Annotated in this window: 24 protein-coding genes; 8 read left to right on the forward strand and 16 right to left on the reverse strand. The window is 72.0% G+C overall.

Annotation, left to right across the window (positions count from 1 at the left end):
* Positions 1-2: 2 nt before the first annotated feature.
* The gene (locus ACIPK3_RS23625) at positions 3-1022 is read right to left on the reverse strand and encodes an N-acetylglucosamine kinase (protein ID WP_402572581.1); all 1020 of its coding nucleotides are present in this window, start codon (positions 1020-1022) and stop codon (positions 3-5) included.
* A gap of 240 nt (positions 1023-1262) precedes the next feature.
* Between ACIPK3_RS23625 and ACIPK3_RS23630 the strand changes: the two genes are divergently transcribed.
* The 3 genes from ACIPK3_RS23630 to ACIPK3_RS23640 all read left to right on the forward strand — a co-directional run bounded on the left by ACIPK3_RS23630 (position 1263) and on the right by ACIPK3_RS23640 (position 3726).
* Positions 1263-2732, forward strand: coding sequence for an MFS transporter (locus ACIPK3_RS23630; protein WP_402572705.1), 1470 nt, complete (start codon positions 1263-1265; stop codon positions 2730-2732).
* A 96-nt stretch (positions 2733-2828) separates the two neighbouring features.
* Positions 2829-3083 (forward strand): DUF6480 family protein, encoded by a 255-nt coding sequence (locus ACIPK3_RS23635; protein WP_402572583.1) that lies wholly within the window; start codon positions 2829-2831, stop codon positions 3081-3083.
* Positions 3084-3198: 115 nt separating this feature from the next.
* Entirely contained in the window at positions 3199-3726 is a 528-nt protein-coding gene (locus ACIPK3_RS23640) for a hypothetical protein (protein WP_402572707.1), read from the forward strand.
* 21 nt (positions 3727-3747) lie between these two features.
* Here the strand turns inward: ACIPK3_RS23640 and ACIPK3_RS23645 are convergent, their stop codons facing one another.
* From ACIPK3_RS23645 to ACIPK3_RS23690, 10 genes are all read right to left on the reverse strand, one after another.
* Complete coding sequence (locus ACIPK3_RS23645) at positions 3748-4311, reverse strand: hemerythrin domain-containing protein (RefSeq protein WP_402572585.1); 564 nt, start codon at positions 4309-4311, stop codon at positions 3748-3750.
* Positions 4312-4524: 213 nt separating this feature from the next.
* Positions 4525-6342 carry a complex I subunit 5 family protein gene (locus ACIPK3_RS23650; RefSeq protein ID WP_402572587.1) on the reverse strand — a complete coding sequence of 606 codons (1818 nt, stop codon included), beginning with the start codon at positions 6340-6342 and terminating at the stop codon, positions 4525-4527.
* Positions 6343-6344: 2 nt separating this feature from the next.
* Positions 6345-6692 carry a sodium:proton antiporter gene (locus tag ACIPK3_RS23655; RefSeq protein ID WP_402572588.1) on the reverse strand — a complete coding sequence of 116 codons (348 nt, stop codon included), beginning with the start codon at positions 6690-6692 and terminating at the stop codon, positions 6345-6347.
* Positions 6692-7438, reverse strand: coding sequence for an MnhB domain-containing protein (locus ACIPK3_RS23660; RefSeq protein ID WP_402572589.1), 747 nt, complete (start codon positions 7436-7438; stop codon positions 6692-6694). The genes ACIPK3_RS23655 and ACIPK3_RS23660 overlap by 1 nt, the downstream gene beginning before the upstream one ends.
* Positions 7435-7701: a Na(+)/H(+) antiporter subunit B gene (locus tag ACIPK3_RS23665; RefSeq protein WP_402572590.1), complete on the reverse strand. Its 267-nt coding sequence runs from the start codon at positions 7699-7701 to the stop codon at positions 7435-7437. The genes ACIPK3_RS23660 and ACIPK3_RS23665 overlap by 4 nt, the downstream gene beginning before the upstream one ends.
* Positions 7698-8036 carry a monovalent cation/H(+) antiporter subunit G gene (locus ACIPK3_RS23670; RefSeq protein WP_402572591.1) on the reverse strand — a complete coding sequence of 113 codons (339 nt, stop codon included), beginning with the start codon at positions 8034-8036 and terminating at the stop codon, positions 7698-7700. Before ACIPK3_RS23670 ends, ACIPK3_RS23665 begins: the two co-directional genes overlap by 4 nt.
* 22 nt (positions 8037-8058) lie before the next feature.
* Complete coding sequence (locus tag ACIPK3_RS23675) at positions 8059-8346, reverse strand: monovalent cation/H+ antiporter complex subunit F (protein WP_402572593.1); 288 nt, start codon at positions 8344-8346, stop codon at positions 8059-8061.
* The gene (locus ACIPK3_RS23680; protein ID WP_402572594.1) at positions 8343-8804 is read right to left on the reverse strand and encodes a hypothetical protein; all 462 of its coding nucleotides are present in this window, start codon (positions 8802-8804) and stop codon (positions 8343-8345) included. The genes ACIPK3_RS23675 and ACIPK3_RS23680 overlap by 4 nt, the downstream gene beginning before the upstream one ends.
* Positions 8805-8904: 100 nt before the next feature.
* The gene (locus ACIPK3_RS23685) at positions 8905-9720 is read right to left on the reverse strand and encodes an MIP/aquaporin family protein (RefSeq protein WP_402572596.1); all 816 of its coding nucleotides are present in this window, start codon (positions 9718-9720) and stop codon (positions 8905-8907) included.
* 1 nt (position 9721) lies between these two features.
* Positions 9722-11224: a class II fumarate hydratase gene (locus tag ACIPK3_RS23690; protein ID WP_402572598.1), complete on the reverse strand. Its 1503-nt coding sequence runs from the start codon at positions 11222-11224 to the stop codon at positions 9722-9724.
* Positions 11225-11499: 275 nt separating this feature from the next.
* Here ACIPK3_RS23690 and ACIPK3_RS23695 point away from each other — a divergent pair, with 275 nt between their 5' ends.
* From ACIPK3_RS23695 to ACIPK3_RS23705, 3 genes are all read left to right on the forward strand, one after another.
* Positions 11500-12171 (forward strand): hypothetical protein, encoded by a 672-nt coding sequence (locus tag ACIPK3_RS23695; protein WP_402572600.1) that lies wholly within the window; start codon positions 11500-11502, stop codon positions 12169-12171.
* A 74-nt stretch (positions 12172-12245) separates the two neighbouring features.
* The gene (locus tag ACIPK3_RS23700) at positions 12246-12749 is read left to right on the forward strand and encodes a hypothetical protein (protein ID WP_402572602.1); all 504 of its coding nucleotides are present in this window, start codon (positions 12246-12248) and stop codon (positions 12747-12749) included.
* Positions 12750-12828: 79 nt separating this feature from the next.
* A complete protein-coding gene (locus ACIPK3_RS23705) occupies positions 12829-13200 on the forward strand; it encodes a hypothetical protein (protein ID WP_402572604.1) in 372 nt (123 codons plus the stop codon).
* Here ACIPK3_RS23705 and ACIPK3_RS23710 read toward each other — a convergent pair.
* The 3 genes from ACIPK3_RS23710 to ACIPK3_RS23720 form a co-directional block, all read right to left on the reverse strand.
* Positions 13194-13730, reverse strand: coding sequence for a transglycosylase SLT domain-containing protein (locus tag ACIPK3_RS23710; RefSeq protein ID WP_402572605.1), 537 nt, complete (start codon positions 13728-13730; stop codon positions 13194-13196). The two genes, ACIPK3_RS23705 and ACIPK3_RS23710, sit on opposite strands and share 7 nt — an antisense overlap.
* A 305-nt stretch (positions 13731-14035) precedes the next feature.
* A complete protein-coding gene (locus ACIPK3_RS23715) occupies positions 14036-15454 on the reverse strand; it encodes an ATP-binding protein (RefSeq protein WP_402572606.1) in 1419 nt (472 codons plus the stop codon).
* Positions 15451-16170 (reverse strand): response regulator transcription factor, encoded by a 720-nt coding sequence (locus ACIPK3_RS23720; protein ID WP_402572608.1) that lies wholly within the window; start codon positions 16168-16170, stop codon positions 15451-15453. Before ACIPK3_RS23720 ends, ACIPK3_RS23715 begins: the two co-directional genes overlap by 4 nt.
* 64 nt (positions 16171-16234) lie before the next feature.
* Between ACIPK3_RS23720 and ACIPK3_RS23725 the strand changes: the two genes are divergently transcribed.
* The gene (locus ACIPK3_RS23725) at positions 16235-17410 is read left to right on the forward strand and encodes a UDP-N-acetylglucosamine--N-acetylmuramyl-(pentapeptide) pyrophosphoryl-undecaprenol N-acetylglucosamine transferase (protein ID WP_402572610.1); all 1176 of its coding nucleotides are present in this window, start codon (positions 16235-16237) and stop codon (positions 17408-17410) included.
* Positions 17411-17421: 11 nt separating this feature from the next.
* The gene (locus ACIPK3_RS23730; protein ID WP_402572612.1) at positions 17422-18420 is read left to right on the forward strand and encodes an SDR family NAD(P)-dependent oxidoreductase; all 999 of its coding nucleotides are present in this window, start codon (positions 17422-17424) and stop codon (positions 18418-18420) included.
* 54 nt (positions 18421-18474) lie between these two features.
* Here ACIPK3_RS23730 and ACIPK3_RS23735 read toward each other — a convergent pair whose 3' ends face one another.
* Positions 18475-24792: an SDR family NAD(P)-dependent oxidoreductase gene (locus ACIPK3_RS23735; protein ID WP_402572613.1), complete on the reverse strand. Its 6318-nt coding sequence runs from the start codon at positions 24790-24792 to the stop codon at positions 18475-18477.
* 96 nt (positions 24793-24888) lie between these two features.
* Entirely contained in the window at positions 24889-26205 is a 1317-nt protein-coding gene (locus tag ACIPK3_RS23740) for a beta-ketoacyl synthase N-terminal-like domain-containing protein (RefSeq protein WP_402572615.1), read from the reverse strand.
* Between the last annotated feature and the right edge of the window lie 33 nt (positions 26206-26238).

Genomic DNA, 26238 nt, shown 5'->3' on the forward strand with positions numbered 1-26238 from the left:
GCTCACTCCTGGGCCAGGGCCGGCGGGGCCACCGGCGGGGTGGGCACAGCGGGTCGGCAGGCCGTCCGGCGCACGCGGGTGACGTGGGGCTCGTGCGGCGCCGACGTGTTCAGGGCCAGCAGACGCGCGCCGTCCAGCGGGTCACCGAGCGGCGGCCGGGGCGGCTGGAGGCGCGGTGAGTCGGTGAGCGCCGACCCGAGCGGACCGAGGAGCGGTTCGCCGAGGCCGGTGAGCCCGCCGGTGACCGCGACGGGGAGCGGGGCGTCGCCGCCCAGCCGGCGGGCGGCGGCGAGCACCGCCTCGGCGAGCATTGCGGCGGCTTCGTCGACGATCCCGCGGGCCGCCGGGTCGCCCGCGGCCGCGGCGCGGGCCACGTCAGGGGCGAAGGACGCGGCGGTGCGGGCGGGATTGCCGTCCCCGCCGAGGGCCGCGGGCAGCCGGTCGGGGTCGCCGAAGCGCGCGATCACCGCGGCCAGCAGCGCGGTGGCGGGTCCGCGCCCGTCGTGGGCGCGCAGGGCGGCCCGCAGACCGGCGGCGCCGATCCAGGCACCGCCGCCCTCGTCGCCGAGCCAGGGGCCCCAGCCGCCGACACGGGCATACGACCCGTCGTCCCCGATGCCGACGGCGACGGACCCGGTGCCGATCGCGAGCACCACGCCGCTGCCGCCCCCAAGGGCACCCGCGTGGGCGGTGACGGCGTCACTAGTGACGGCCACCTCGTCCGTGGGCAGATCCTCCAGCAGGAGCACGGCGAGCTCCCGGGCCGCCTCGGGGGCGGAGGAGGCGCCCGCGGCTCCGACACAGACCGTCGTCGGCCGGAGCTCCGGGCGCCCGGCCAGCAGCGGCAGTACGGCGGCGCACACGGCGGCGCGGGCCGCGGCCACCCCGTCGCGGTCACCGAGTCCGGGGGCTCCCGGCACCTCGTACACGCCGTCGTGGCCGTCGCCGTCGCCGGAACCGGTCCGCCACAGCACGGCACGGCAGCCGGTCTTGCCGAGGTCCACCGCCACTGCTGCTGTCATACGGCACGCCTTCGTGTCGTCGGGGATCGCGGTCCAGCGCGTATCGGAAGGCAGTTCTTCGTAAGTCAATGAGTAACTTAACCATCCACATGGGAGGAATGGGCCCGGGACCCGACGTCCTGGTATGCCTGGTATGCACTGACATTCACCCAGCCGGGTATCCACCGCTATCAACCCGAGGGAGGCGGCGTGGACGAGCTGGACCCGGGCGGGGTGCGGCCCCGGCAAGACGTCGTGCGGATGCCGCGTCATGCCCGGGAGGAACTGATCCGCAGGCTGCGCCGCAACGAACGGGCCTTCCGCGCGGAGGACGTCCAGGTGGTCGAGCGGCCGATGCTCAGACGCGCCGTCGGCGCCTCCGCCCTCGGCAACTGCATGGAATGGTTCGACTTCGGCGTCTACAGCTACCTCGCCGCCACGATCGGGAAGGTCTTCTTTCCCGGCGCCTCGCCCGCCGCTCAGCTCGTCTCGTCCTTCGCCACCTTCGCCGCGGCCTTCGTCGTGCGCCCGCTCGGCGGCCTGGTGTTCGGTCCCCTCGGCGACCGGATCGGCAGACAGAAGGTACTGGCCACCACCATGATCATGATGTCGGCGGGCACGTTCGCCATCGGGCTGATCCCGGGCTATGCCACGATCGGGATCGCCGCCCCCGTCCTGCTGCTGCTCGCCCGCATGGTCCAGGGCTTCTCCACCGGCGGCGAGTACGGCGGCGCCACCACCTTCGTCGCCGAGTACGCGCCGGACCGCCGACGGGGGTTCCTCTCCAGCTGGCTCGACTTCGGCACCTTCGTGGGCTACGCACTCGGTTCCGCCCTCGTCACCGTCCTGAACCTGGCGCTGAGCGACGCCGAGATGCTGTCCTGGGGCTGGCGGATCCCCTTCCTGGTGGCCGGACCGCTCGGTGTGATCGGGCTCTACATCCGGCTCAGACTGGAGGAGTCGCCCGCCTTCCAGCAGCAACTCGACGAGCACGAAAGGGAACTCGCCCAGAAGTCGGCGGGCCGCGAGATCAAGTCGATCGTCCGGAACCAGTGGCGGCCGCTGCTCATCTGCATGGGTCTGGTCCTGCTCTACAACGTAACCAACTACATGGTGACCGGATACCTGCCCACCTATCTGACCGAGACCCTGCACCGGTCGAGCAGCTCGGCCGACGCCCTGGTACTCCTCGGCATGCTGTGGATCGTGCTGCTGATCACCTTCCTCGGCCGGCTGAGCGACCGGGTGGGCCGCCGCCCCGTCTACGCTGTCGCGGCGGCCGCGATGATCGCCCTGGCCGTGCCGTCCTTCCTGCTGATCAAGGCGGACGGATGGTGGCCGCCGGTCCTCGGCGTCCTGGTCCTCGCCACCCTGCTGGCCTGCTTCGCGGCCCCGAGCGCGGCCACCCTGCCCGCTCTCTTCCCCACTGCGGTGCGCTACGCGGCGATGGGCATCGGCTTCAACGTGGCCGTGTCCGCGTTCGGCGGCACCACACCGCTGTTCACCGAGGCGCTCGTGAACATCACCGGCGACGACCTCATGCCCGCCTACTACCTGATGGTGGCCGGTGCCATCGGCCTGCTCACGGTGAAGTTCCTCCCGGAGAGCGCCCAGTCCCCACTCAGCGGTTCCCGGCCGATGGTCGGATCCAAGGAGGAACAGCGAGAGCTGGTCAGGCTGTCGGACGAGCTGTACGCACTCGCACGGACCGGCCCCTCGGCCAAAGACTGACCGAGACGCCGGCCCCAGCCGTGTTTCCGGGCGCGCAAGCCGTGAAACCCGTCTGCGTGACATGCGTAGGGCCATGACATGCGAAGGGCTGAGACCATGAACGTCAGACACGCACACACGGTCGCCCCGCACGAGGCCCGCCCGGTGGAGGGCCTGTCGGTCCCGGAGGACCGGGCCATGGCCGCGGGAGCGGCGCCTCCCGCCGAGTCGGGGCTCTCCGCGCTCGGCGCGCCGGAGCGCGAAGCGCTGAGCAGAGGGTGGACGGTCATGCCGCTCGCCCTCATCTGGGCCGTCGTCGTGCTCATCGCCGTCGGCCTGTTGGCGATGGCGATCGTCTTGGTGAACACCTGACGGGACCTTCGCGTGCCCGCCGCCCGGAGTGGCGTCGGGCATATCGGCACGACCACCGCTCGCGCTACCGTTTTGTCCGTTCCCGCTCATGTGCGACCCGCTCGGACGGTACCCGGTGCTCACGGATCTCTCGCCCCTCATCGCGGCCACGGCCCGCTGGCTGACCAGCGCGTTTCCGTCCGGCGGAAGCGCGCTCGCCGAGGCCCTGTGCGAGGTGCAGGCGCGGCAGGCCGTGACCGTCGCGGCCTGGCTGCGATACCCCACCGCCCTGGACGCCGGACTGGTCGGCGTGACCGGCCCGGGCGGTGCCGCCGGGCTCGACTGGCTCACCGGCGCGGAGTCCGATCCGGAAACGGAGGAGGCCTGGCGGACCTGGGTGGACGAGACCGTGGCGAGCTGGGCCGCCGCGCTCCTCGCCGACCCGGCGCTGGCGAGGCGCGCGGTGGCCGCACTCGCCGAGGGGCAGCACACGGAGGCGGCGCCGGTGGACTTCCGCCGCCTGCTCACCCCCGGCGAGACGGACAGCCGCGCGGCGGCGCTGCTGCGGCACCCCGATCTGCTGGCCCCCGTCGCCGAGCTGCACCAGGCCGGGCTCCTGCGCCTCCTGGACCTCCTCGGCCCGGGCCGCACGGTCACCATCTGAGGCTCTGCCGGCCGCGTCGCGTCAGTCGAGCTTGCCCCGTCCGCTCAGCCTGTCCCGCAGCCGGTCGACCAGCCCGACGCCCGGCGCCAGCAGCTTGTTGGCCGGCGGCGTGTCCGGAGCGGAAGGGTGCGGCCGGGTGGGCGCCACCTTCTTCGCCGTACGAACCTTGTCACCGAGGTCGTCGAGAGCCTCGGGCGGGCAGGAGGCGCGCAGCCGCGGGAAGAGGTTCTCCTCCTCGTCCGCGATGTGCGCGCGGACCTCGCTCATCAGCCTGCCCACCAGCCGGTTGAACTGCGGCTCGTCGGCCTCGCAGGCCTCCAGGTCCTTCATGAGGCGCTCCGCCGTGGAGTGATCCTCGATCTCCTTGTCGGCAAGCGCGTCCCCGCCCGCCACGTGCTCGCGCACCGCCGGGTAGAGGTATGCCTCCTCTGCCACCGAGTGCCGGACCAGCTCCATAGTGGCCTGGTCGGCATAGACCTTGCGGTCCTTGTCGCCGGGCGGCAACGCTTCGATCCTGCCGAAGATCTCCTCGACCTCCCGGTGATCGGTGACGAGCTCGTCGATCACGTTTCCACCGTGTCCCATGTCCTCACCTCCGCGGCGGGCCCGAACGGCCCCACCGCCGAGCCGAGTGCCCGTACTCGGCGGCCTCACACGAACTCCAGCTCCTCCGATGTGACCACGCGTGCCGCGACGTTGCGCCGCGTCATCTTCGGGACGGGGTCCGCGAGATGGTGACGAACCGACGCCGGCCGCCGCCCGAACCGGTGCGCGGGGCCCGGCCGGCCGGTGTTCGGGTCAGCTCTGGGAGCCGATCGCCACGCACAGGACGGCCACGCCGACCGCCAGCCAGGCCAGGTAGTCGCCGACATGACCGGAGTGGAGGCGGCGCAGGGTGCGGACGGCGCGGGCCGTCGGCCCGTCGTCACGGACCCGGGATGTGCGGCGATGGACAGCCACGACGGCGACGGCACAGGCGAGGGCCGCCGACAACAGCCCGAGCAGCACGCCGGAGGCACTCCACGCCGTGTCCGGCAGTGGCCCGACGGGCCGATGACGTCCGCCGGTGAGAACCGCGGCGGCGTACTGCGCGGGGTCGGTGAACGCGGCGGAACCGCCGCCCAGGGCGGCGGTGAAGGCGGGCACCGCACCCGCCAGTGCGGCGAGGGCCAGGAGCACGGCCGGGACGATGATCATCGCGGGGGGCAGGGGCCGCCCCGGTGACCGGACCTCGGGTTCCTCGCCCTCGCCGGTGGTCTCCCGCTCGCCCGGCGGGGTGCGGGGGACTGGCCCGACTCCCCAGAAGATGCCGAGCGCGCAACGCAGCACGGCTCCCGCGGTGAGCGAGGAGGCGGCGACGAACACGACCGGCAGCCAGGGCTGGGTGTGAGTGGCCGCGTGCTCGGTCAGCGCCTTGCCCAGACCCGTACCGAACGGCGGCATCCCCGCGAGCGCCAGCCCGCCCACCACGAACAGCACCCCCACCAGGGTGAGCGGGCGCCCCCTGCCGTGCAGCCCGTGCTCGTCGACGGAGCCGTACCGGTCGAGCAGCACCCCCGTGAGGGCGAAAAGGGCTGCCTTCACACAGCCGTGAGCGGCGATGTACACCGCGGATCCGACGACGCCGTCGGCGCTGAGCAGGGCCACGCCGATCAGGAACAGGCCGACGTGACTGACGGTCGAGAAGGCCAGCAGGCGTTTGAGATGCCGCTGCTGCCAGCACATGGCGGCGCCGAGCAGCGCGGTGACCACTCCGAGGACGATGAGGGTGGTGCGGAACGCCTGGTGCGGGATGCCTCCGGGGCCGGCGAAGACGGTCCAGTACACACGGGCGATGCCGTACACACCGAGTTCGACCATGACACCGGACATGAGCATGGACACGGGGGTGGGGGCCACGGCGTGCGCGTCGGGGAGCCAGAAGTGGAACGGCACGGCGGCGGCCTTCACCAGCAGCGCGGTCGACACAAGGACGAACGCGACGACGGTCAGCATGTCGGTGTGATGCTCCGCCATCTGCCGGCCGATGCCGGCGAGGTTCAGCTCACCGGTGCGGGCGTAGACGAGGCCGATGCCCAGCAGGGAGCAGTACGCGGCGAAGGAATTGACGATGCCGAAGGTGAGCGCGCCCTGCAGGGGCCGTGGATCCTCGATGCGGTAGCCGGTCAGCGCGTAGGCGGCGGCCCCCATGAGTTCGAAGAACACGAAGGCGTTGAACAGGTCGCCGGTGAGCGCGAAGCCCACCATCCCCGCCTCGAAGAGGAACAGCAGGGCGGGGAAGACACCGGCCCGTTCCTGCTCGGGCTCGTCGAAGTACCGCCAGGAGTAGACGACGACCGCGAGCACCAGTACGGCCGCCAGCAGCGCCAGGCCCACGCCGAGCCGGTCGGCGGCGAGCACCACACCCAGCCGGGCGGGCCAGCCGCCCAGGTACGCGGTGGCGAGTTCCCCGCCGCGCGTCCACAGCAGCGAGAGGCAGACGACCTCGGCCACGGCCGCCCCCGTCGCGATCACGTCGCAGCCCGTACGGGGGAGCCGTCGCCCCGCGACGGCGAGCAGCGCGGAGGCGAGCAGGGGCGTGACCACGGCCAAGGGCAGCAGGTACTGACCGGTCACGCTCACCCCTGCAGACCGGTCAGGGCCTGCGGATCGACGGTCCGGTGGCGCTTGCGCAACTGGATGGTCAGCGCGAGCAGCAGGGCGGTCACTGTCGCGCCGACCACGACGTCGGTCAGCGCCAGGGCCTGGACGACCGGGTCGACCACCGGCCGCCGCCCCGGTGGGATGTCGGAGTAGACGGGGGCGGTACCGCCCCGGCGGTACCCGACGGCCAGGAGCAGCAGATAGGTCGAGGACTGGGCGACCGCCAGACAACCGATGGAGTGCACGAGATTGCGGCTGGTGACGAGCCCGTAGAGAGCGACGAGAAGGACCCAGCCGGCGGCGAGGTAGGGCCAGATGCCCATCAGTGTGTCTCCTGCTCGTCGGGATCGGTGACTACTACGGCCTGGTCGAGGAAGTGGGCGAGCAGAACGATGACGCCGCTCGCGACCTCGATGCCCACGACGGCGTTGAGCACCGGCACGGTGCCGCCGGACGTGATCTGGTTGAAGGTGCCCAGGGGCAGGACGTTCCTCAGGAACGCCCCGCTCGCGAGCAGAGCCCCCAGCCCGACCAGGGCGTAGGAGGCGGCGGCCATCGAGTCCGTCACGTCCAGCACGGTCAGCGGCCGGATCCGCTGGAGCACCCGGTAGTCGGCCGCGAGGTATCCGAGGTGCAGGGCGGTTGCCAGCATCACGCCGCCCTGGAAGCCGCCTCCGGGGCTGAGCTGGCCGTGGGCGACGATGTAGACGCCGACGAGCAGGGTGACCGGCAGCAGCAGCGCGCCGTAGAGCCGAGTGGTGGGCAGCACCCGCTCCGCCTTGGCGGTCCGGCGGCCCTCGTCGCGGGCCCGGCGCAGCAGCAGGGTCGAGCCGAGCACGGTGCAGAAGAGGATGGACTCCTCGCCGAGGGTGTCGAAGGCGCGGAGGTCGAAGTTGACGGAGGAGACCACGTTCGCCGTGCGGTGGGCGAGGGCGGCCCGCACGGCCCGGTCGCCGTAGGGGTGGTCGGCCGAGCCGAAGTCCGGCAGGGCCCCGCACGCGACGGTGTAGTACACGGCGATGACGACGGCGGCGGCGAGGAGGACGATCAGCCGGGCGCGGGCCGTCACCGGCGCTCCTCGTCGTCCTCGGCCGCCGCGCTGCGGCTGATCCTGCGGACCGTGAGGAGGATGAGAAGGGGTGTCAGCGCGGTGCCGACGGCGAGTTGCGACAGGGCGACGTCGGGAGCCTGGAGCACGGCGAACAGGGCGGCCAGACCAAGTCCCAGCGCCGACAGGACGACTGCCTGGCGGGCCGGATCACGGGTGAACACCGCCAGCGTGGCGTCGACCACGACGAACACCAGACAGACACCGATCAGCCAGTCGTTCACCACTCCACACCTTTCCCGGCGCTTCCTCCGGCGCCTTCTCCGGTACTTTCCCCGATGTCTTCCTCGGCCTGGGCCGAGGCCCGGGCGACGGCGATCGTGGTGACGGTCCCGCCCGCGGCGAAGAGCAGACCGATCAACAGCGTCTTGACCGCGGCCCGGCTCACCCCCTGCTCGACGGCGACGGCCGCGGCGACGAGCGGCACCCCTGCGCAGGACGCGGGAGCCAGTCCGTGCAGGCGAAGGACCGTGTCGCGCAGGCGAACCACGGCCACGGCGGACAGCACCATGCATGCCACGCCCGCCCACAGCAGGACCAGAACCACGATGTGACGCACCGTCAACCCCACCTTCTCCCGGTCAGCCGCTGCCGTGGTCCGTCGTCCCGGCGTCATGGCTCCGGCCGGCGACGAAGCGGGTGAAGACGAGCGTCCCGGTGGGTGCCATCACGGCCAGCATCAACGCGAGGTCCTGGTACGCGGGCCGGCCATAGGCCTCGGGAAGCACGAGGAAGAGCGCACCGGTCACGGTCGACAGCAGGAAGACCCCTGCGAGCCGGCGCACCGTGCTGCCGTGCGCCGCCAGCCAGACGCAGGCCGGCACCACCAGGACCAGCAGCGTCAGAGCGGCCGCCGCCCACGCGTTCACGAGGAATCCTCGGCCCGTGACACAGCCCGCTCCACGGGCCCCGGACGGGCTCGCAGGCTGTGCAGCAGAACCTCGTCGTCGCGCGGGATGCCGAGTACACAGGTGTCCGGCGAGAACGCCATGGCGGCCGCCGACCACCCCGCGTCGCACCCGTCACGCAGCCGGACCCGGCGAAGCCTTCGGCTGCCACTGCCCCGTCGGTGAGCCAGAGTCGTCAGCAGCGCGGCGATGCCGCCCACGACCGCCGCGGGCAGCATGAGCACGGCACGCGGGGCACCCCGGCCGCCGCCCCAGCCCACCCCGGCGGCCAGCCGGACGCGTCGTGCGGCGAACGCCCCGCCCAGGGCGGCGAGCGCACCCACCGTCAGCTCGACGGGGGAGAGCGGGCCGACGCACACCACGGCCATCGCGCTCAGTACGGCGAACCACGCCATGACCTCGACCGCGGCTGCGGGCATCGGCGTCCTCCGTGCGTGATCCGGATGTCGGGTGCGCGAGTACCCCGCATCGTTGATGCCAACCGGGACGCGGTCACCGGCGAACCCGCCACCGCCCCGGTCACTTCGTCTGGCCGAGCGGTGTGCCCTCGGCGGCCGTGGCCTCCGCGACGGTGGCCGAGCCGCGAAGAAAGAGGGTCACGGCGACCGCGAGCACGGCGCCTGCCACGGGGCCGGTCAGATAGACCCACCAGGTCGACAGATCGCCCAGGGCGACATCGGGACCCAGGCTGCGGGCCGGATTCATGGAGGCCCCGTCGAACGGGCCGCCCATGGTGCCCCAGGCCAGGATGTAGCCCCCCACCGCCAGGGGGACGAACGGCCCGTTGAGCTTGGGCCCGTCGGCCAGACACAGGACCATCAGCACCAGGCCGAAGCTGATGACCGCCTCGAAGCCCGCGGCCTGCCAGGACAGCCCGGGCTGGGGCATGGTGGCCGCGAGGTTGCCGGCCGGACCGAAGAACCCGCGGGCCAGCAGGGAACCGCAGATCCCGGCGGCGAACTGGGCGGCCCAGTAGGCGCCGGCCATGGGGAGGCCCATGTCGCGCCGCAGTACGAACGCCAGCGTCATGGCCGGGTTGAAGTGGGCGGAGATGTCGCCCAGGAAGTACACGGCCACGAGCAGCCACAGGGCGGAGACCAACGACAGGACCAGGGCCACCTGCCAGGGCTGCTGGCCCTCGCCGCCGTAGCGGGCGAGGACCGCCGCACCTCCGGACAGGACGAAGGTCAGCCCGGCCATCCCGATGAACTCGGCGAGCAGCCGCCGCAGCCGGTGATCGGGGTTGGCCCAGTCCGCGTAGCCGCGTGGACCCACCGACGCGATCAGGGCGGCCTTGCCGACCGGTGCCGCGGCGCTGGGCCGCATGGAGTCCATGTCAGGACTTTCCGGTTGGTCCGGACGCTCCGTTCGGCAGGTCGGCGCTGCCTCCCCGGGTCATGGCGAGCGGGTTGACCACCCGTTCGAAGAGTTCCTCGGACACCCCGTTGGCGAGGGCGGCCTGTTTGAGGGTGGTGTCGTGGTCGATGGCGTAGTGGGAGATGACGGAGGCCTGGTCGTAGCCGATGACCGGCGACAGCGCGGTGACCATCATGACCGACCGGTCGATGTTCTCCTTGAGTTTGGCCTGGTTGAGCCTGGCGCCCTCGATCATGAACTCCCGGAAGTGGTCGCACATGTCCGCCAGGATCAGCGCGGAGTGGAGGTAGTTGGCGATCAGGATGGGGCGGAAGGCGTTCAGCTCGAAGTTCCCCTCCGCGCCGCCCATGCCCACGGCCACGTCGGAGGCGATGACCTGGATGGACACCATCAGCATGGCCTCGGCCTGGGTCGGGTTCACCTTCCCGGGCATGATCGAGGAACCGGGTTCGTTGGCCGGCAGGATCAGTTCCTGGATGCCCGTACGCGGCCCCGAACCCAGCCAGCGCATGTCGTTGGCGATCTTGAACAGGGTGACGGCCACCGTCTTGAGCCCGGCATGCGCGCGGACCATGCGGTCCAGCGTGCCCTGCGCCGTGAACTTGTTCGGTGCCGTCCTGAACGGGGCGCCCGTCATCGCGGCGATCCGCGCGGCCACCTGATCGCCGAAACCGGCCGGCGCGTTGAGCCCGGTGCCGACGGCGGTCCCTCCCATGGCCAGCGTCAGCAGCCCGTGGGTGGCGTGCTCGGCCTCGGCGATCGCGTCGTCCAGCGCCCCCGCGTAGCCGGACCACTCCTGACCCACGGTCAGCGGACAGGCGTCCTCCAGATGGGTCCGGCCGATCTTGACCACGTCGTTCCACTGCCTGGACTTCGCCTCGATCGCGTCCCGGAGCCGCTTCAGCGCGGGGATGGTCTTCTCGGTGGCCATCCTGTACGCCGCGATGTGCATCGCCGTCGGGAACGTGTCGTTGCTCGACTGGCCCATGTTCACGTGATCGTTGGGATGTACCGGGTCCTGCGAGCCGAGCTTGCCGCCGACCAGCTGGATGCAGCGGTTCGAGACGACCTCGTTCACGTTCATGTTCGACTGGGTGCCGGACCCGGTCTGGAACACATACAGCGGGAAGTCCTCGTCCAGCGCCCCGCCGATCACCTCGTCGCACACCCGCTGGATCAGCCGGCCCTTCCAGTCGGGCAGCCGACCGGCCTCGGTGTTCACGGCGGCCGCCGCCTTCTTCACATACCCGTAGGCGTGATACACCTCCTTCGGCATGCGGTCCCGGCCGATGTTGAAGTGCTTGAGGCTGCGCTGGGTCTGCGCACCCCAGTACCGGTCGGCCGGCACCATCACCGTGCCCAGGCTGTCGAATTCCCGCCGTTCCCCGGTGGCGTCCAGCCCGATGGACACGTCGAGGATCTTCGGCGCCGCGGCATTGTCCGTGCGAGTCGCGTGAGTCATGGCGCAATGCCTTCCCCGGCGGCCCGGCCGTCCATGACGCCCGACATCCATTGTCGGCCGAACGAATGACCGAGGTCCGGCCAATGGGGTGGTCGGGCTCCGGCCGGTCCTGGTCCGGGCGGGGTCGGAGCACTGCTCTCTACGGGTGTTTGTCGGCGGCAACCCCCCGGATCCGGCGTGTCGGGCGCACGGTGCGGTTATGGCTTCCATGCCCGCTTTCCCACGCCGAGTCGTAGGTGGCACCCGGTCCGGATTCCCCTCCCGGAGGAGCACACATGCCGCAGCGTCCCGCGGTCCGAAACCTGGTCCGCTCGCTGGCTTCCGCCGCGCTGGCCGCCGCGGCGGTGACCTTCCTCGCCGCGGTTCCCGCCCACGCCGCTGTCACCTGCAATGACATCGTGGCCCTCAAGGCGGCCGTCAGTGCCGGGGGCACCGTCGACCTCGTGCCCTACTGCGTGTACGTCCTGACGGCCCCGACGGTCGGCGGCGGTGTCGACGGACTCCCGCTGGCCGCCCTGGACGACACACGGGTCAGCAGCAACCGGATCATCGGCGCCCAGGGGCAGGGAGCCGGTATCGCCGCACTCGGCGGCTCCCTGCAACTCCAGAACACCACCGCCGCCGACACGGTCAGCGACAACCTCGCCTCCGGCCGGTACTCGAAAGGCGGCGGCATCTTCACCCAGACCGGTGCCACGGCCTCCGTCACCGGCGCGACCATCACCCGCAACAAGGCCACCGGCACCGGCTCCCAGGGCGGCGGCCTGTACAACATCGGCGTCGCCGTGACCATCACCGGTACCAGTATCACCGCCAACCGCGCCCAGACCGCACCCGGAGGCGTCTGGACCAGCGTCCCCCTCGCTCCGACGACGACCACCATCACCGGCAACACCCCCACCAACTGCGCCGGGAGCCCCGCCGCAGTCACCGGCTGCGCCACCTGAGGCCGTACCCGGTGCCGCAAGTCGAGCAACCCGTCACGTCCACGAATGAGCGAGAGAAACCAGGTGAGGAAAACATGATTCCCCGTTCGAGATGGGCCGCCGCGGCGGCAGCCGCAATCACGCTGTCGGGCTTCGCGGGCACCGCCTCCGCGGTCGGCGACCCCGTTCCCCTGGCCGGGGGTGGCGGAAGCGACCACACCGTCGTCCTTCACCTGCGGACCGAGAACACCGGCAGCCAGACGTTTCTCCCCAGCGAGGGGGAATGGTCCGGCACGGTCGGTGGTCAGCTCTTCAGCACCGCCGATCTCTTCCGCGACGGACAGCCCTACGGCCACGAGGTGACGACGTGCGTCACCTCCAGCGTGGCGCCGACCACGCACACCACCCTCTGCCGGGGCAGCTACCTCCTCCCCGACGGTGAGATCACCTGGGAGCACGCGCAGCGGGGTCAGGAGGTGTTCCCGTACGACGTGGCCATCACCGGCGGCACCGGCGAGTACAAGAAGGCCCGCGGGTTCGTACGTATCGACCGGACCGAGGAATCCGGCGGGGACTACTACCTCAACATCTGTCTGTGACCGTCTGACGCGTACAGTGGCGCCGCCGGTTTCCCCCTGAGGGCGCCGGCGGTGTCACCTGTGTTCCCGGGGGCCGGGAATGAGAGGGACATGGCGTGGGCTCGCCGTCGCCGGCCTGCTGCTGTCCCTGTCGGGTACGGCGATTCTGCTGCTCGTCGGTCACGCGCCGTGGAGCGAGGCGGCGATGACCGCCCTCTGGGCCGCGTGCGTGTGGGCCGCCATCTGCGCCGTGACGGAGCGGCGTTCAGCCCGGCGGGTACGGCTGACGACGGCCGCCCCGGCGCCCTCGTTCCCCCCTCGCGGTGAGGTCCCGGCGAACGCGGTCGCAGCGCCCGGCGCGAGGGCGACCACGGAGCCGGAGCTCCTCACGTTCGGGAGCGGCGAGGCCGGTGCCGGCAGCGTGTTGCTGCCGGCACCGGCCTCGGTGCGTGCGCTTTCGCCCTGTCAGTAGGCGGAGTTCACGTTGTCGATGGAGCCGTACCGGTTGGCGGCGTAGTTGGCGGCCGCGGTGATGTTGGCAACCGGGTCCGTCAGGCTGTTGGCCGTACCGTTCACGTGGTACGCGTTGAAGGTGGGGGCGATGACCTGGAGCAGCCCCTTGGACGGCGTGCCGTTCTGGGCGTTCACGTCCCAGTTGTTCTGTGCGTTCGGGTTGCCGCCGGACTCGCGCATGATGTTGCGGTGCAGGCCCTCGTAGCTGCCGGGGATGCCCTTGGCCTTCATGATGCTCAGAGCCTGGTTGATCCAGCTGTCCAGGTTGCCCTTGGCGCCGGTGGTCCCGGCCTTGCCGCTGTCGGTGGTGTCGCTGCCGGTGCCGGAGGCGCTGACCACGGTGTGGGTGGTTGCCTGCTTCATCTCGGCGGCGTGGGCGTTCGCGGGCACCAGCGTGAGCGCGGCGGCCGCGGCGCCGGTGGTGGCGAGGCCGGTGAGGGCGAGCTTGCGCAGGCGGGCGATGCGGTGGGTGCGAGTGTTCGTGGTCATGCGGAAGGAACTCTCCAGTGGGGGTCGTCGTCGGTGTCACCGCTTCGGAAGCGGTGACATGGGGGCGGGGCCCCGCGCTGTGAACCGGAGCGGGCGGGTCTGGCGTTTTCCGCCCGGTCCGTCTCGTGGCTCCCAGCAACGACAGCCATGGTTAGCGGCCGGTGGGGTGGGGCGCAAGGTTGTGACGTACTACCCCTCTTCGGAGGAATGACCGATATGTTCGCGTCTGCGGCATTTCTATGCTGGTGGGAGCGCCTCCCGGCTACGATGCGGGGTAGGACGTGAGCTGGCTCTCATGGGTGGCGTCACATCTGGAGGCCCTTTTCGGAGGCGATTTCACTGACCGGAAGCGTCAGCCGGAACAGCGCCCCGCCCCCGGGCGCCCGGTGAGCCGTGAGCTCCCCGTCGTGGGTGTGGGCGATCTGGCGCGCCATGGCCAGCCCCAGGCCCGAACCGGGCAGGGCGCGCGCGGTCCGGGCCCGGTAGAAGCGGTCGAACACGTGCGGCAGGTCGGCGGAGTCGATCCCCGGACCGTGGTCACGAACGGTGATCTCCAGCCCTCCGTCCCGGGAGGACCGGTGCGCGGCCACCTCCACCCGGCCGCCGGGCGGGGAGAACTTCGCGGCGTTGTCCAGGAGATTGGAGAACAGCCGCGTCAGCCGGCTCGGCACGGCGGCGGTCAGGGCCGCCGCGGCCGCCGAATCACTGTCGAGAACGAAGCCGATGTGCGGCCAGTGGTCATGGGCCGCGGCCACGGAGTGCTCCAGCAGGGCCGCCGGCCGCACCAGCTCCAGGGCCTGCGGCGGCTCCTCGTCCCTGGCCAGGTCGATCAGGTCGTTCACGAGTGTGGTGACCTCCCGCAGCTGGCGGGTGAGGGCGCCCGTGGCACGCTCCCGCTGCCGCGGGGTCAGCCGGTCCGCGCGCAACAGGATCTCGGCGTTGGAACGCAGCGCCGTAAGTGGAGTGCGCAGCTCGTGCGAGGCGTCGGCGACCAGTCGCCGCTGCGCGGCGAGGGACTCCTCCAACGCGTCCAGCATGCTGTTGAAGGTGACCGCGAGCCGGGTGATCTCGTCCTCACGGCCCCGGGCCCCCGCCGGCAGCTCGATGCGCAGCCCGGCGTCCCGGGTGGCGGTGATCCGCTCCGCGGTCGACGTCAGCCGGGTCACCGGAGCCAGACCGGACCGTGACACCCAGTAACCCAGCAGGGCGGCGACGGGCACACCCGCCCCGCCGATCGCGGCCAGCAGCCCGGCGGCCTGGCGCTCGGCCCGGCTCACCCCGTCGGAACGGAGCGCCACCTGCATTGCCAGGCCCTTCCGGGCCGGCGTCGTGAGCACCCGCACCGGATGCCCGGCCACCGAAGCCTTGCTGAAGTAAGGCGCCCGATCACGGCCGGCGACCTCACGTACCGCCCTCGTGACCGGCAGCAGATACCCGTCACGCGGATCGTCCGACGGCGCCTCGGGCACCAGCTGGGCACAGGCCGGCGAGGCCAGGAACTGGCACTGCCCGGCCTGGACACCGGGCCCCTCCGCGGAGTGCTGCTGGATCGCCAGCGTGGCCGACTGCGTGAGCTGGAGATCGAACTGCCGCTGGAGGGTGTACACGGTGACCGCGTACGCGCCCGCGCACACGGCGAGCGCCACGCCCGCCACCGCCGCCGAGGCGGTCAGCGCCAGCCGGCGGCGCAGCGGAGGGCGGCGATGCCGACGCGGCCGGGTCACCGCTCGTCCAGCCGGTAGCCGACGCCGTGCACGGTGTGGACGAGCCGCGAGGCCCCGTCGGCCTCCAGCTTGCGGCGCAGGTATCCGACGTAGACAGCCAGCGAGTTGGAATCCGGACCGAGATCCCGGCCCCACACCCAGCGCATGATCGTCTCACGCTCCAGAACCTGACCGGGGTGGCGCAGCAGCAGGTCCAGCAGCGTCCACTCGGTCCGGGTCAACTCCAGCCGCCGTCCGGCCCGAGTCGCCGTACGTGTCTCCGGATCGGCGACCAGGTCGGCGAAGCCCAGCCGGGCCGCGGACGGCGTCTCTCCGGGACCGGTACGCCGTAGCAGCGCACGGAGCCGGGCCGCCAGCTCGTCCAGCGAGAACGGCTTGACCAGATAGTCGTCCGCCCCCGCGTCCAGCCCGTCCACCCGGTCGCTGACGGCGTCGAGCGCCGTCAGCACCAGGATCGGGGTACGGTCGCCCAGGTCCCGCAGCCGCCGGCACACGGCGAGGCCGTCCACCACCGGCATCATCACATCCAGCACCATGGCGTCCGGCTCCCACTCCGCCACGGCCGTCAGCGCCGCGAGTCCGTCGGCGACACCCCGGACCGTGAAACCCTCAAGATCCAGCCCGTCCTCCAGGGCGGCTCTCACCTCGGGGTCGTCGTCCACCACGAGCACGCGCGGGGGAGTGCCACGGGAATCGTCCTGAGCTGCCTCGTTCATGGCGTCCAGCCTGCCAAAAACGGTTCTTAGAAGCCTCTTAGACCAGCTCGGGAGCGTGCCGGGCATGAACAATCCACTCTCCGTCGTGATCGGTGCCGGGGGCACCGGCGGCCACATCTACCCGGGGCTGGCACTCGCCGACGCGCTGCGCCATCGGGTGCCCGACGCGGTGATCTCGTTCGTCGGCACCGAGCGAGGCCTGGAAACCCGGCTGATACCCGGTGCCGGATACCGCCTGCACACGGTCGACATGATCCCCTTCGACCGGTCGCTCGGCGCCAAGCGCTTCACCCTGCCCGTCGCACTGCTGAAATCCGCCGGACAGTGCCGCGCGATCCTGCGCGAGCAGCGGGCACACGTCGCCGTCGGCATGGGCGGCTATCCGAGCGCCCCCGTCATCCTCGGCGCGCGTCTCGCCGGTCTGCCCAGCCTCATCCACGAGTCGAACGCGGTGCCCGGCCGGGCCAACGCCTTCGCCGCCCGGCTGACCCCGCATGTCGCGCTCGCCTTCGAGGCGAGTGGCGCCGGTCTGCCCGCCGCCAGCCGACCGGAAGTGGTCGGCATGCCGCTCTCCGGCCCACTGGCCGCACTCGACCGGGACGCCCAGCGTGCCGACGCCCGCCGGGCCCTGGGCATCCCGGACGGCACCCGACTGCTCCTCGTCAACGGCGGCAGCCTGGGCGCCGCCCGGCTCACCGAGGCGGCACTCGGCCTGGCGGAACGCTGGCGGTGGCGCGATGACGTACGCCTGCTGATCAAGACCGGGCCCGCCGCCGTGGACGAGGCGAGCGCCCGGCTGCGCGCCACCGGCGCGGACCGGATCGCCGCGGCGGTGCCCTACCTGGACCGCATCGACCAGACCTACGCCGCCGCCGACCTGGTGGTGTGCCGCGCGGGCTCGGCGACCGTCGCCGAACTGGCCACCGTCGGTCTGCCCGCCGTGCTCGTCCCCTACCCGCACGCTCCGGGGGACCACCAGACCCACAACGCCCGCACCCTCACCGACATCGGAGCCGGCGTCCTGCTGCGCGACGAGGACACCACCGCCGTCTCCCTGGAAGCCCACGTCGGCCCGCTGCTCGACGATCCCGGCCGCCTCTGCGCCATGGCCCAGGCCGCCGCCGCGGCCGGAGACGGAGCGCACCACCGTGACGCCGCCGACCGGCTCGCACTGCGGGTCCTCCGGCTCGCCGGCCATCCCCACGCCGCCCACACCACATCCCTGACCAGCGCACAGTGAGGAACCACCCCATGCACGCAACCGACTTCTTCCGCGGCCGCACCGTCCTCGTCACCGGCGCCGAGGGATTCATCGGCTCCACGCTCGTCGACCTCCTCGTCCAGCAGGGCGCCACCGTCCGCGCGCTCGTCCACTACAAGCCGTACGGCGAAAAGGGCAACCTCGCCCACCTCATGGACGATCCGCGGGTCGAGCTGATCCAGGGTGACGTCCGCGACCCGGGACGCGTGATGGACGCGGTCGAGGGCTGCGACACGGTCTTCCACCTCGCCGCGCTCATCGGCATCCCCTACAGCTACGACTCCCCGGGCGCCTACGTCGCCGTCAACGTCACAGGCACCGAGAACATCGCCGAGGCCTGTCGCCGCCACCAGGTCCGCCGCCTCGTGCACACCTCCACCAGCGAGGTCTACGGCACCGCCCTGACCGCCCCGATCGGCGAGGACCATCCGCTCCAGCCGCAGTCCCCCTATTCGGCCTCGAAGATCGGCGCCGACATGATGGTCCTCTCCCACCACCACGCCTTCGAGCTGCCCGCGACCGTCGTACGCCCCTTCAACACCTACGGCCCCCGCCAGTCGGCCCGCGCCGTGATCCCCACCATCCTCGCCCAACTGCACTCCGGCGCCCGCGAGATACACCTGGGCTCGCTCACCCCGACCCGCGACTTCACCTACGTCACCGACACCGCCCGGGGCTTCCTCGCCATGGCACAGTGCGACCGTGCGCTCGGCGAGGTCGTCAACCTCGGCACCGGCGAGGAGATCGCCGTGGGGGACCTGGCGCGCAAGCTCATCGCCGTCACCGGAAAGGACGCCGAGATCGTCGTCGACCCGTCCCGTCTGCGCCCCACCGGCAGCGAGGTCCACCGGCTGCTGTCGGACAACTCCCGTGCCCGTACCTGGGCTTCGTGGAAGCCCGAGGTCGGCCTCGACGAGGGCCTGCGCCACACCTCCGACTGGATCGCGTCCCACCTCCACCTGTTCGCCCCGGGCCGCTACGCGGTCTGACGGGCAGCGAAAGCCGGCCGGCCCCGGCATACACCGGGCACCGGCCGTGTCGCTTCAGGCGCCGGAAGGGGACGAGTCCTCCTGGGGCGCCAGGCCCATGAGGACCATCAGGGCCGTGGCGAGGGTCGCCACGGTGGGGTGCTGCCAGATGAAGTTGCTCGCGAGCCGGACGGCGAGATCGGTGTCGAGACGGATCCGCAGCTCGGTGGCCAACAGGGAGTCGAAGCCCAGGGACTTGAGCGGGGTGTGCGGGTCCAGCGTGCTGCCTCCGGTGCGCAGGATCGCCCGGATGTGGTCCGCGAGATAGTTCTCCAGAGCGGTCTGCCGCGCGATGCCGACCGGCAGCGCCTTGAGACGGGTGTGGATGTCCGAGCCGTCGGTCACGGCCTCCTCCTCGGCCTGGGCCGCGTCGGGGGCGAGGAGACCGAAGAGGCTGGAAGCCGCGGCCGCGCGCGGGATCCAGGTCGGGGGCGGACCCGGAATGACCGCGGTCCGCACCCGCCGGTGGGTGAGCAGGGAGCCAAGAGCCTCCAGGCCCTTGTCCGTCGGGATCGTCTCGTAGCCGCGCTCGGCGAAGTCGACGGCCTGTCCCGTCTCACCCCAGGGCCCCCAGTCGACGGCCAGTGTCGGCAGGCCGCCCCGGGTGCGCCAGTCGGCGAAGGCGTCGAGCCAGGCGTTGGCCGCGGCGTACGTTCCCTGCCCCGCGTTGCCGAGGAGCGAACTCATGGAGGAGTACAGCACGAACCAGTCCAGCGGCTGATGCTCCGTGGCCCGGTGCAGGTTCCAGGCGCCGGTGACCTTCGGGGCCCACACCCGCTTCAGCTGACTGTCCCGGGTGGTGGTCAAGGCGGCGTCGTCGAGGACCATGGCGCAGTGCACGACCCCGCGCAACGGCACACCGTCCGCGGTGGCGGCCTCGACCAGCCGCTCGGCGGTACCGTGCTGGGCGATGTCGCCCAGCACGACCGTGGTCTCGGCGGCCAGGCCGTCGACCACGCGCGCGGCGTCGGGCGACGGAGGCCTGCGGCCGTTGAGCACGACGCGCCCGGCTCCCCGTTCGGCCAGCCAGCGCGCGGTGGCCAGGCCCAGACCTCCCAGGCCTCCCGTGACGATGTAGGCCCCGTCGCCGTGTACGACGGGCGGCCCGTCGGGCAGCACCGCCGTGGTCTCGCCGCCGTCCGGGACGGTCAGCACGACCTTGCCGTTGTGACCCGCGCGGGCCATCAGACGGAAGGCGTCGGCCGCGCGCGCGAGCGGATACTCGGTGCACCGAAGCGGTTCGAGCCGCCCGGCGGCAAGGTGTTCCATGACCTCCCGCAGCACGGTGGCGAACAACTCCGGTCGCCGCTGCTGGAGTTCGATGAGATCGACGGTGCTGAAACTGATGTTGTGGCGCAGCGGGGCGAGCCCGAGTGCGGCGTCGGCCATGATGTCGCGTACGCCGAGTTCGACGAAGCGGCCGAACGGGCGCAGGCTTTCCAGCCCTGCCCGGACGGCCTCACCGGACAGGGAGTTGAGGACGACGTCGACTCCCTCGCCGTCGGTGGCCCGCCGCGCCTGTTCGGCGAAGTCCGGTGTGCGCGAGTCCATGACACAGCGGATGCCCATCCCCCGCAGATGGTTCCGCTTGTCCTCCGTGCCGGCGGTCGCGAGGACGTCCGCGCCCAGCAGTCGGGCGACCGCTGTCGCGGCGCGACCGGTACCCCCGGTGGCGGAGTGGATGAGCACCCGCTCACCGGGAGCGAGCCGTGCGACGTGCCGCAGGGCGTACCACGCGGTGAGGTATGCCGTGGGCAGCCCTGCCGCCGTGACCGGCGGCAGCTCGCGCGGCACCGCGGCGACGGCGGTGGCGGGGACGGTGATGAAGGAGCCGAAGGCGCCGCCTTCCAGCTGGACGGCGAGCACGCTGTCACCGGGACGCACATGGTCCACGCCAGGTCCTACGGCACTCACCACGCCCGCGCACTCGAAGCCGATGCGGTAGGGGGTGGCCGGCTCCGCGCCGAGCAGGCCGAGCGCGGTCAGGACGTCACGGAAGTTCAGACCGGCTGCCCGCACCCGGACTTCGACCTCGTCCTTGCCCGGTCGGCGACGTGCGCTCACGGCCAGTTCGAGACTGTCGAGATCACCGAGCTGTCCGGCGCGCAGCCGGAATCCGTCCTGCCCGAACCGGACCGTCCGGGTGCTGCGGGCCGTGCGTTCGGCGGCCGTGACGGGAGCGCGGTCGATCCGGGCGATGTAGCGGCCGCCGCCCCGCATGGCGACCTCGTCCTCGGGCGCGTCGGCGAGGAGTTCACCGGCCAGCGCCCGAAGCCCCGCGTCGCCGGGTTCGGTGTCGACGAGAGTGGGGCGCAGGTGCGGCTGTTCGACGGCCATGACCCGCAGCACGCCGCGCACGGTGCCGTGGGCGGGGTGCCCGGGCTCGCCGGTGGTGACGGCGAACGCGCGCCGGGTGGCGGCGTAGAGGCGGCAGGTTCCGCCGTGCCTGTCGGCGGCTTGGGCGAAGGCGAGCAGCCGACGTGCCCGTTCCTGCGCGCCTTGGGTGGGCTCGGTGTGGAGTGCGGACGGGGTGCCGCACAGCAGGACGACACCGCGCCATGTGCCGCCCCGGGTGGCGAGGTACCGGCCGTAGGTGTCGGCAAGTGAGGCGAGTCCGTCCGTGTTCAGGGGGAGTTCGCGCACCTCGGCCAGGGCGCCGGAGGCGCGCAGGAGCGCGGCCAGCCGTTCGGCCTCGCCGTCGCCCTCGCCGACGACGAGCCAGTTGCCGGGCGCGGCGGGCGCGCCGGTACGGGCACGGGGGGCGCGGTGCCAGCCCAGTTCCATGAACCACTGGTCGACGGAGGAACCCTCGGCGGGGGCACGACGGAGGAAGCGCACCCCGTCGAGGGTGATCACCAGCCGTCCTTCGGCATCCAGGACACGGACGTCTCCGGCGAGCGTCGTGTCGCCGCTCTCGGTGATCCGCGCGTGGGCGTGCACGGCCAGCGCGGGGTCGCCGAGCATCCTGAGACCGCGCACCTCGACCGGCAGGATCGGGGCCGGCGGGGTTTCGTCGTCGGCCCCCGCGACCAGCAGTTGCAGACACAGGTCGAGGAGGACGGGATGGACGCCGAGGCCGGGTTCGGGGCTGCGGGCGACCTGCGGCAGTTCGACGCGGGCCCAGAAGCCGTCCCTCCGTTTGGTGGTTCGCAGCGTGGTGATCCCGGTGAAGGCGGGGCCGTGTTCGAGTCCGCGGGCGCGCAGCCGGGCGTAGAGCTCTTCGGGGGCGAGGGGGACCGGATGTCTTTCGTCCAGGCCGGGGACGGAGGCGGCGCGGGTGTCGTGCGGCGGGGGAACGCGGCGGGCGACGGCCGAGGCGTGCAGCTGCCAGTTGCCGTCCGGGTTGCGGGAGTGGATCTCGCAGGCGGCCTGCTCGGCGTTGGTGAGGGTGACTGTGGTGTTGAGTTCGGTGTCGTCGCTCAGGGGCAGCAGGTCATGGAAGGTGATGTCGGTCAGCTCGATCTCCGTGGCGGCGGCCCCACCGAGCGCGGTACGTGCCGCGGTGTGCAACAGCGCGCTGAAACCGGCGCCGGGCAGCACGCAGGTGCCGTGGACCCGGTGGTCCTCGAGCCAGGGCAGATGGCGGGCCGGAGCGGCGGCACTCCAGGTGTGGCGGATCCGGTCACCGGGGACTTCGGTGTGCCGGCCGGGCAGGGCGCCCGTGTCGGCGGCCGGCGTCTGGCCTCCGGCCCAGTGACGGGTGCGGTCGAAGGTGATGGTGGGCGCGTCGGCCAGGGCCCCGGCGCCGTACAGGGGGGTCCAGTCGACGGTGCCGCCGTTGCAGTGGAGGGCGGCGAGCTGGGTCCGGAAGGTGGTGGTGTCGTCCTGTCCGCGACGCAGGGTGGGCAGCACCACGGCGTCGGGGACCAGGGGGGCCAGGGTCTCGGTGAGCGACTGGGTGATCACGGGGTGGGGCGAGATCTCGGTGTAGACCTGGTGCCGGTCCAGGGCGGCGGCGGTCACGGCGGGGTGGAAGCGGACGGGCCGGCGGAGGTTGTCGCACCAGTAGGCGGCGTCGAGCGGCGGGCTGTGGCGCGGATCCTCGGTCACGGTGGAGTAGAAGGGGATGCGCGGCGGCCTGGGCGCCAGGTCGGCCAGGGCCTCGCGCAGCTCGGCCAGGAGCGGGTCGACGTGCGGGCTGTGCGAGGCGACGTCGACCGCGATGGCGACGGCGTGGACTCCGCGCTTGCTCCAACGGTTGATGAGCTGGGTGATCTGGTCCGAGTCGCCGGAGACGACGGTGGTGTCGGGAGAGGCGAGGACGGCGACGGAGACGGCGTCGGTTCCGGCATCGGCGAGCGCGGCCTCCACCGTGGCCCGGTCGAGGCCGACGCCCGCCATCGCTCCCGTCCCGGCGATCCGGTTGAGCAGGGCAGAGCGACGGCAGATGACACGGACACCGTCGGCGGGAGTGAGGGCTCCGGCCACGACCGCGGCCGCGACTTCTCCCATGGAGTGGCCGATGACGGCGGCGGGTTGCACACCGTGGGCCTGCCAGGCCGCGGCCAGGGCCAACTGGACGGCGAAGATGGCCGGTTGGACGCGCGGGCAGCCGGTGACGGGATCACCCGCTCGAATCAGGTCCAGGACGGAGAAACCCGCCTCGGCGCGGATGAGACCGTCGACCTCGGTCAGGGTCTTGGTGAACGCCGGGTCACGGGTGAGGAGTTCGCGCCCCATGCCGGGCCACTGGGAGCCCTGGCCGGAGAACACCCAGACCGGCCGGCGGGGGGCGGTGACATCGGCGGTGCCGGCGATGAGGGCCGGACTGGGCGCTCCGGCGGCGAACAGCCGTAGCGCATCGACGGTCTCACCGTGGGACCGGGCGATGACCGCGAGCCGCCCTCGGCCGGGGCTGCGGCGCAGGGCCAGGGTGTGGGCGACGTCCCGCAACGGGACCTTGGCGCCGCCCGCGGCCAGCCAGTCGGCCAACCGGCCGGCGGCGTCCGGCAGGGCCCGCTGGGATCCGGCCGCCACCAGCAGCACCTCGGGCGGGGCCGAACCCGGCCGGCGGGGAGCCGGCACCCGGACGCCCCGGGGCGCCCGCGACGGCTCCTGGAGGATGACGTGGGCGTTGGTGCCGGAGAATCCGAACGAGGAGACGGCGGCCAGCCTGACCGGCTGCTTGTCCGGCCACGGCGTGGCGGCACGGGGTACGAAGAAGCGGGTCGTGTCCGCGTCGATGGCCGGGCTCCACCGGGTGAAGTGGAGGTTGGGCGGGATGATCCCGCGCTGAAGGCACAGAACCGTCTTGATCAGCCCGGTGATACCGGCGGCGGGCTCCAGATGGCCGAGGTTCGTCTTCACCGAGCCCAGAGCGCAGGGCGACAGGCCGTTGCCGTACACCGCGGCCAGGCTGGAGAACTCGACCGGGTCGCCCACGGGCGTGCCGGTGCCGTGGGCCTCGATCAGAGAGAGGTGGGCCGGGTCGACACCGGCCCGCGCGAGTGCCGTGCGGTAGAGAGCCTGCTGGGCGGCGGGGGAGGGGGCGGCGAGTCCGTCGGAGCGGCCGTCCTGGTTCACGGCCGACCCGCGGACCACGGCGAGGACACGGTCACCGTCCCTGCGGGCCTCGGCCAGGCGCTTGAGTACGACGACACCGCACCCCTCACCGCGCACGAACCCGTCCGCGGCGGCGTCGAAGGTGTGGCAGTGCCCGGTCGGGGACAGCATGCCCATCCTGGCGAAGGACCGGCTGATGCGCGGGGCGAGCATGAGCGTGACGCCGGCGGCCAGCGCGAGATCGCACTCCCCACGGTGCAGTGCGGAGCAGGCCAGGTGGAAGGCGACCAGCGACGACGAGCAGGCGGTGTCCAGGGCGATGCTGGGGCCGTGCAAGCCGAGGAGATAGGAGACACGGCCGGGCGCCACACAGTGACCGTTCGTCAGTATGGAGCCTTCGAGTTCCTGGGGCCGGCCGGCCAGCTGGTCCATGTAGTCGTTGTAGCTCAGGCCGGTGAAGATGCCCGTCGGGGAGCCGGCGAGCCGGTCGGGAGGCAGCCCGGCGTGTTCCAGGGCTTCCCAGACGACCTCCAGCAGCAGCCGGTGCTGGGGGTCGAGCACATCGGCCTCGCGGCCGGCGACTCCGAAGAAGTCCGCGTCGAATCTCGAGACGTCCTCCAGGTAGCCGCCTCTTCGGAGCTCGGCGGGTGCCCCTTCGCCGGGGCGGCCCGCCTCCCGGCCGGGCGGCGGAGCGCCCACCGCGTCACGGCCCTTCATCAGCAGTTGCCATAAGGCGGCCGGGGAGTCGGCCCCTCCGGGAAGCCGGCAGCCCATGCCGATGACGGCGATGGGTGGGTACGCGAGGCGAGGGCCGCGCTTGTCGTTCGCCACGGGAGTCTCCTTGTCGTCCAGGTGTCGTCTGTGGGTCGTCGATGTGCCGTTCGTCGATGTGACCGATGTGTGAGCCATGTGTGCGGACGGGCTGCCTCAGACGTCGGCGCTGCCCAGCAGAATCGCGCTCTTCACGCCTCCGACCTGGTAGTTGAAGGTGAAGGCGTAGTCGAAGTCGAGCGGGCGGGGCTCGGTCCCCGGAACCGGGTCGAAGGTCAGGCAGTCCGCCGGCTCTTCACAGTTGGCGGTCGGACACACCTGGCCGCGGTTCATCATCAGCAGGGTCAGCGCCACTCCGAGGCAGCCCGCCGGGGCGCCGTTGTGCCCGAAGCAGCCCTCCTGCGAGGTCATGAGCAGCTCGCGGGACGCCGGACCGTACAGCTCCCTGACCGCGTTCGCCTCGAACGCCGTGACCACCACGTTGCCGTCGCTGCCGCCGTGCAGGTAGGGCACTTGGGCGATGTCCCAGGTGTCACCGAGGCACCGACGCACCGCGGACACCAGTGCCTTCCCGGTCTCCTCGGAGGCCAGCGGATTGGCGAGCCCGTCGCGGGTGGTGGCCTGCGACAGGACCTGACCGTACAGACGGGCGTCCCGCGCGAAGGCGTGTTCCCGGCTCTCGAGGACGACGGTCGCGGAGCCCTCTCCGTGGTTGATGCAGTCCGCACGCCTGTCGTACGGGCGCATCAGCGCGTCGAACGACGGCAGCAGGCTCGGCATGTCCGGGGAGCGCATGGCGTCGTAGGCGTGCTGGGCCCCGCTCAGCAGACGCTGGATGTTACGGATCAGGGTGACGCTGAAGACGTCGACCCCGGTCACCACGACGATGTCGGCCTCACCGGCGGCGATCATGCGCTGGGCGTTGCCGATCTGCAGAGCCGAGGACGCGCAGCCGCACGACACGGTGAAGTTGGCGCCTCTCGACCGGGTGAGCGCGCCCTGGACCAGAGCCACGTCCGAGGGGGTGACGGCCTGCTCCGCGGCGACGAACATCTCCAGCGCCTGCGCGATGGGATAGGTCGCCGGATCGGCCCGGAGAACGGCGAGATAGCTGTCGATGTTGGCGTCCACACCGCCGCGGCCGACCAGGATGGCGGCGTCTTCGAAGTCGCGCTGGACGTCGAGGCCGGCGTCGGCACATGCCTGTGTCAGTGACACCAGTCCGAAGCGGTGGGCGTCCGTGTAGTGGCGTGAGAAGAATTCGGGGATTCCAGGGACACGTTCCGCGAACATCTCCTTGGGCAGGTTCACGCTGCCGTAGTAGACGCCGTTCTTCACGAGGCAGGACGTTCCGGTGGAGGCGACGCTCCAGAGGTCGTCCGCGGTGAACACCGGGGAGTCCTGTCCCGGGAGGCACAGCCCGATTCCGGTGACCACGGCGTCCCGGGCGCGCGACCCGGCACGCCGGTTCACGAGATGCTCGCAGATGACAGTCGATCGATCATT

The sequence above is a fragment of the Streptomyces sp. NPDC086787 genome (assembly GCF_044745865.1).
Classification (GTDB): Bacteria; Actinomycetota; Actinomycetes; order Streptomycetales; family Streptomycetaceae; genus Streptomyces.

Coding starts and splice junctions, on each gene's coding strand:
- ACIPK3_RS23625 (WP_402572581.1), bottom strand. CDS start 1,022: ATGACAGCAGCAGTGGCGGTGGACCTCGGCAAGACCGGCTGCCGTGCC.
- ACIPK3_RS23630 (WP_402572705.1), top strand. CDS start 1,263: ATGCCGCGTCATGCCCGGGAGGAACTGATCCGCAGGCTGCGCCGCAAC.
- ACIPK3_RS23635 (WP_402572583.1), top strand. CDS start 2,829: ATGAACGTCAGACACGCACACACGGTCGCCCCGCACGAGGCCCGCCCG.
- ACIPK3_RS23645 (WP_402572585.1), bottom strand. CDS start 4,311: ATGGGACACGGTGGAAACGTGATCGACGAGCTCGTCACCGATCACCGG.
- ACIPK3_RS23655 (WP_402572588.1), bottom strand. CDS start 6,692: ATGGGCATCTGGCCCTACCTCGCCGCCGGCTGGGTCCTTCTCGTCGCT.
- ACIPK3_RS23680 (WP_402572594.1), bottom strand. CDS start 8,804: ATGCCCGCAGCCGCGGTCGAGGTCATGGCGTGGTTCGCCGTACTGAGC.
- ACIPK3_RS23685 (WP_402572596.1), bottom strand. CDS start 9,720: ATGGACTCCATGCGGCCCAGCGCCGCGGCACCGGTCGGCAAGGCCGCC.
- ACIPK3_RS23690 (WP_402572598.1), bottom strand. CDS start 11,224: ATGACTCACGCGACTCGCACGGACAATGCCGCGGCGCCGAAGATCCTC.
- ACIPK3_RS23695 (WP_402572600.1), top strand. CDS start 11,500: ATGCCGCAGCGTCCCGCGGTCCGAAACCTGGTCCGCTCGCTGGCTTCC.
- ACIPK3_RS23700 (WP_402572602.1), top strand. CDS start 12,246: ATGATTCCCCGTTCGAGATGGGCCGCCGCGGCGGCAGCCGCAATCACG.
- ACIPK3_RS23705 (WP_402572604.1), top strand. CDS start 12,829: ATGAGAGGGACATGGCGTGGGCTCGCCGTCGCCGGCCTGCTGCTGTCC.
- ACIPK3_RS23710 (WP_402572605.1), bottom strand. CDS start 13,730: ATGACCACGAACACTCGCACCCACCGCATCGCCCGCCTGCGCAAGCTC.
- ACIPK3_RS23720 (WP_402572608.1), bottom strand. CDS start 16,170: ATGAACGAGGCAGCTCAGGACGATTCCCGTGGCACTCCCCCGCGCGTG.
- ACIPK3_RS23725 (WP_402572610.1), top strand. CDS start 16,235: ATGAACAATCCACTCTCCGTCGTGATCGGTGCCGGGGGCACCGGCGGC.
- ACIPK3_RS23730 (WP_402572612.1), top strand. CDS start 17,422: ATGCACGCAACCGACTTCTTCCGCGGCCGCACCGTCCTCGTCACCGGC.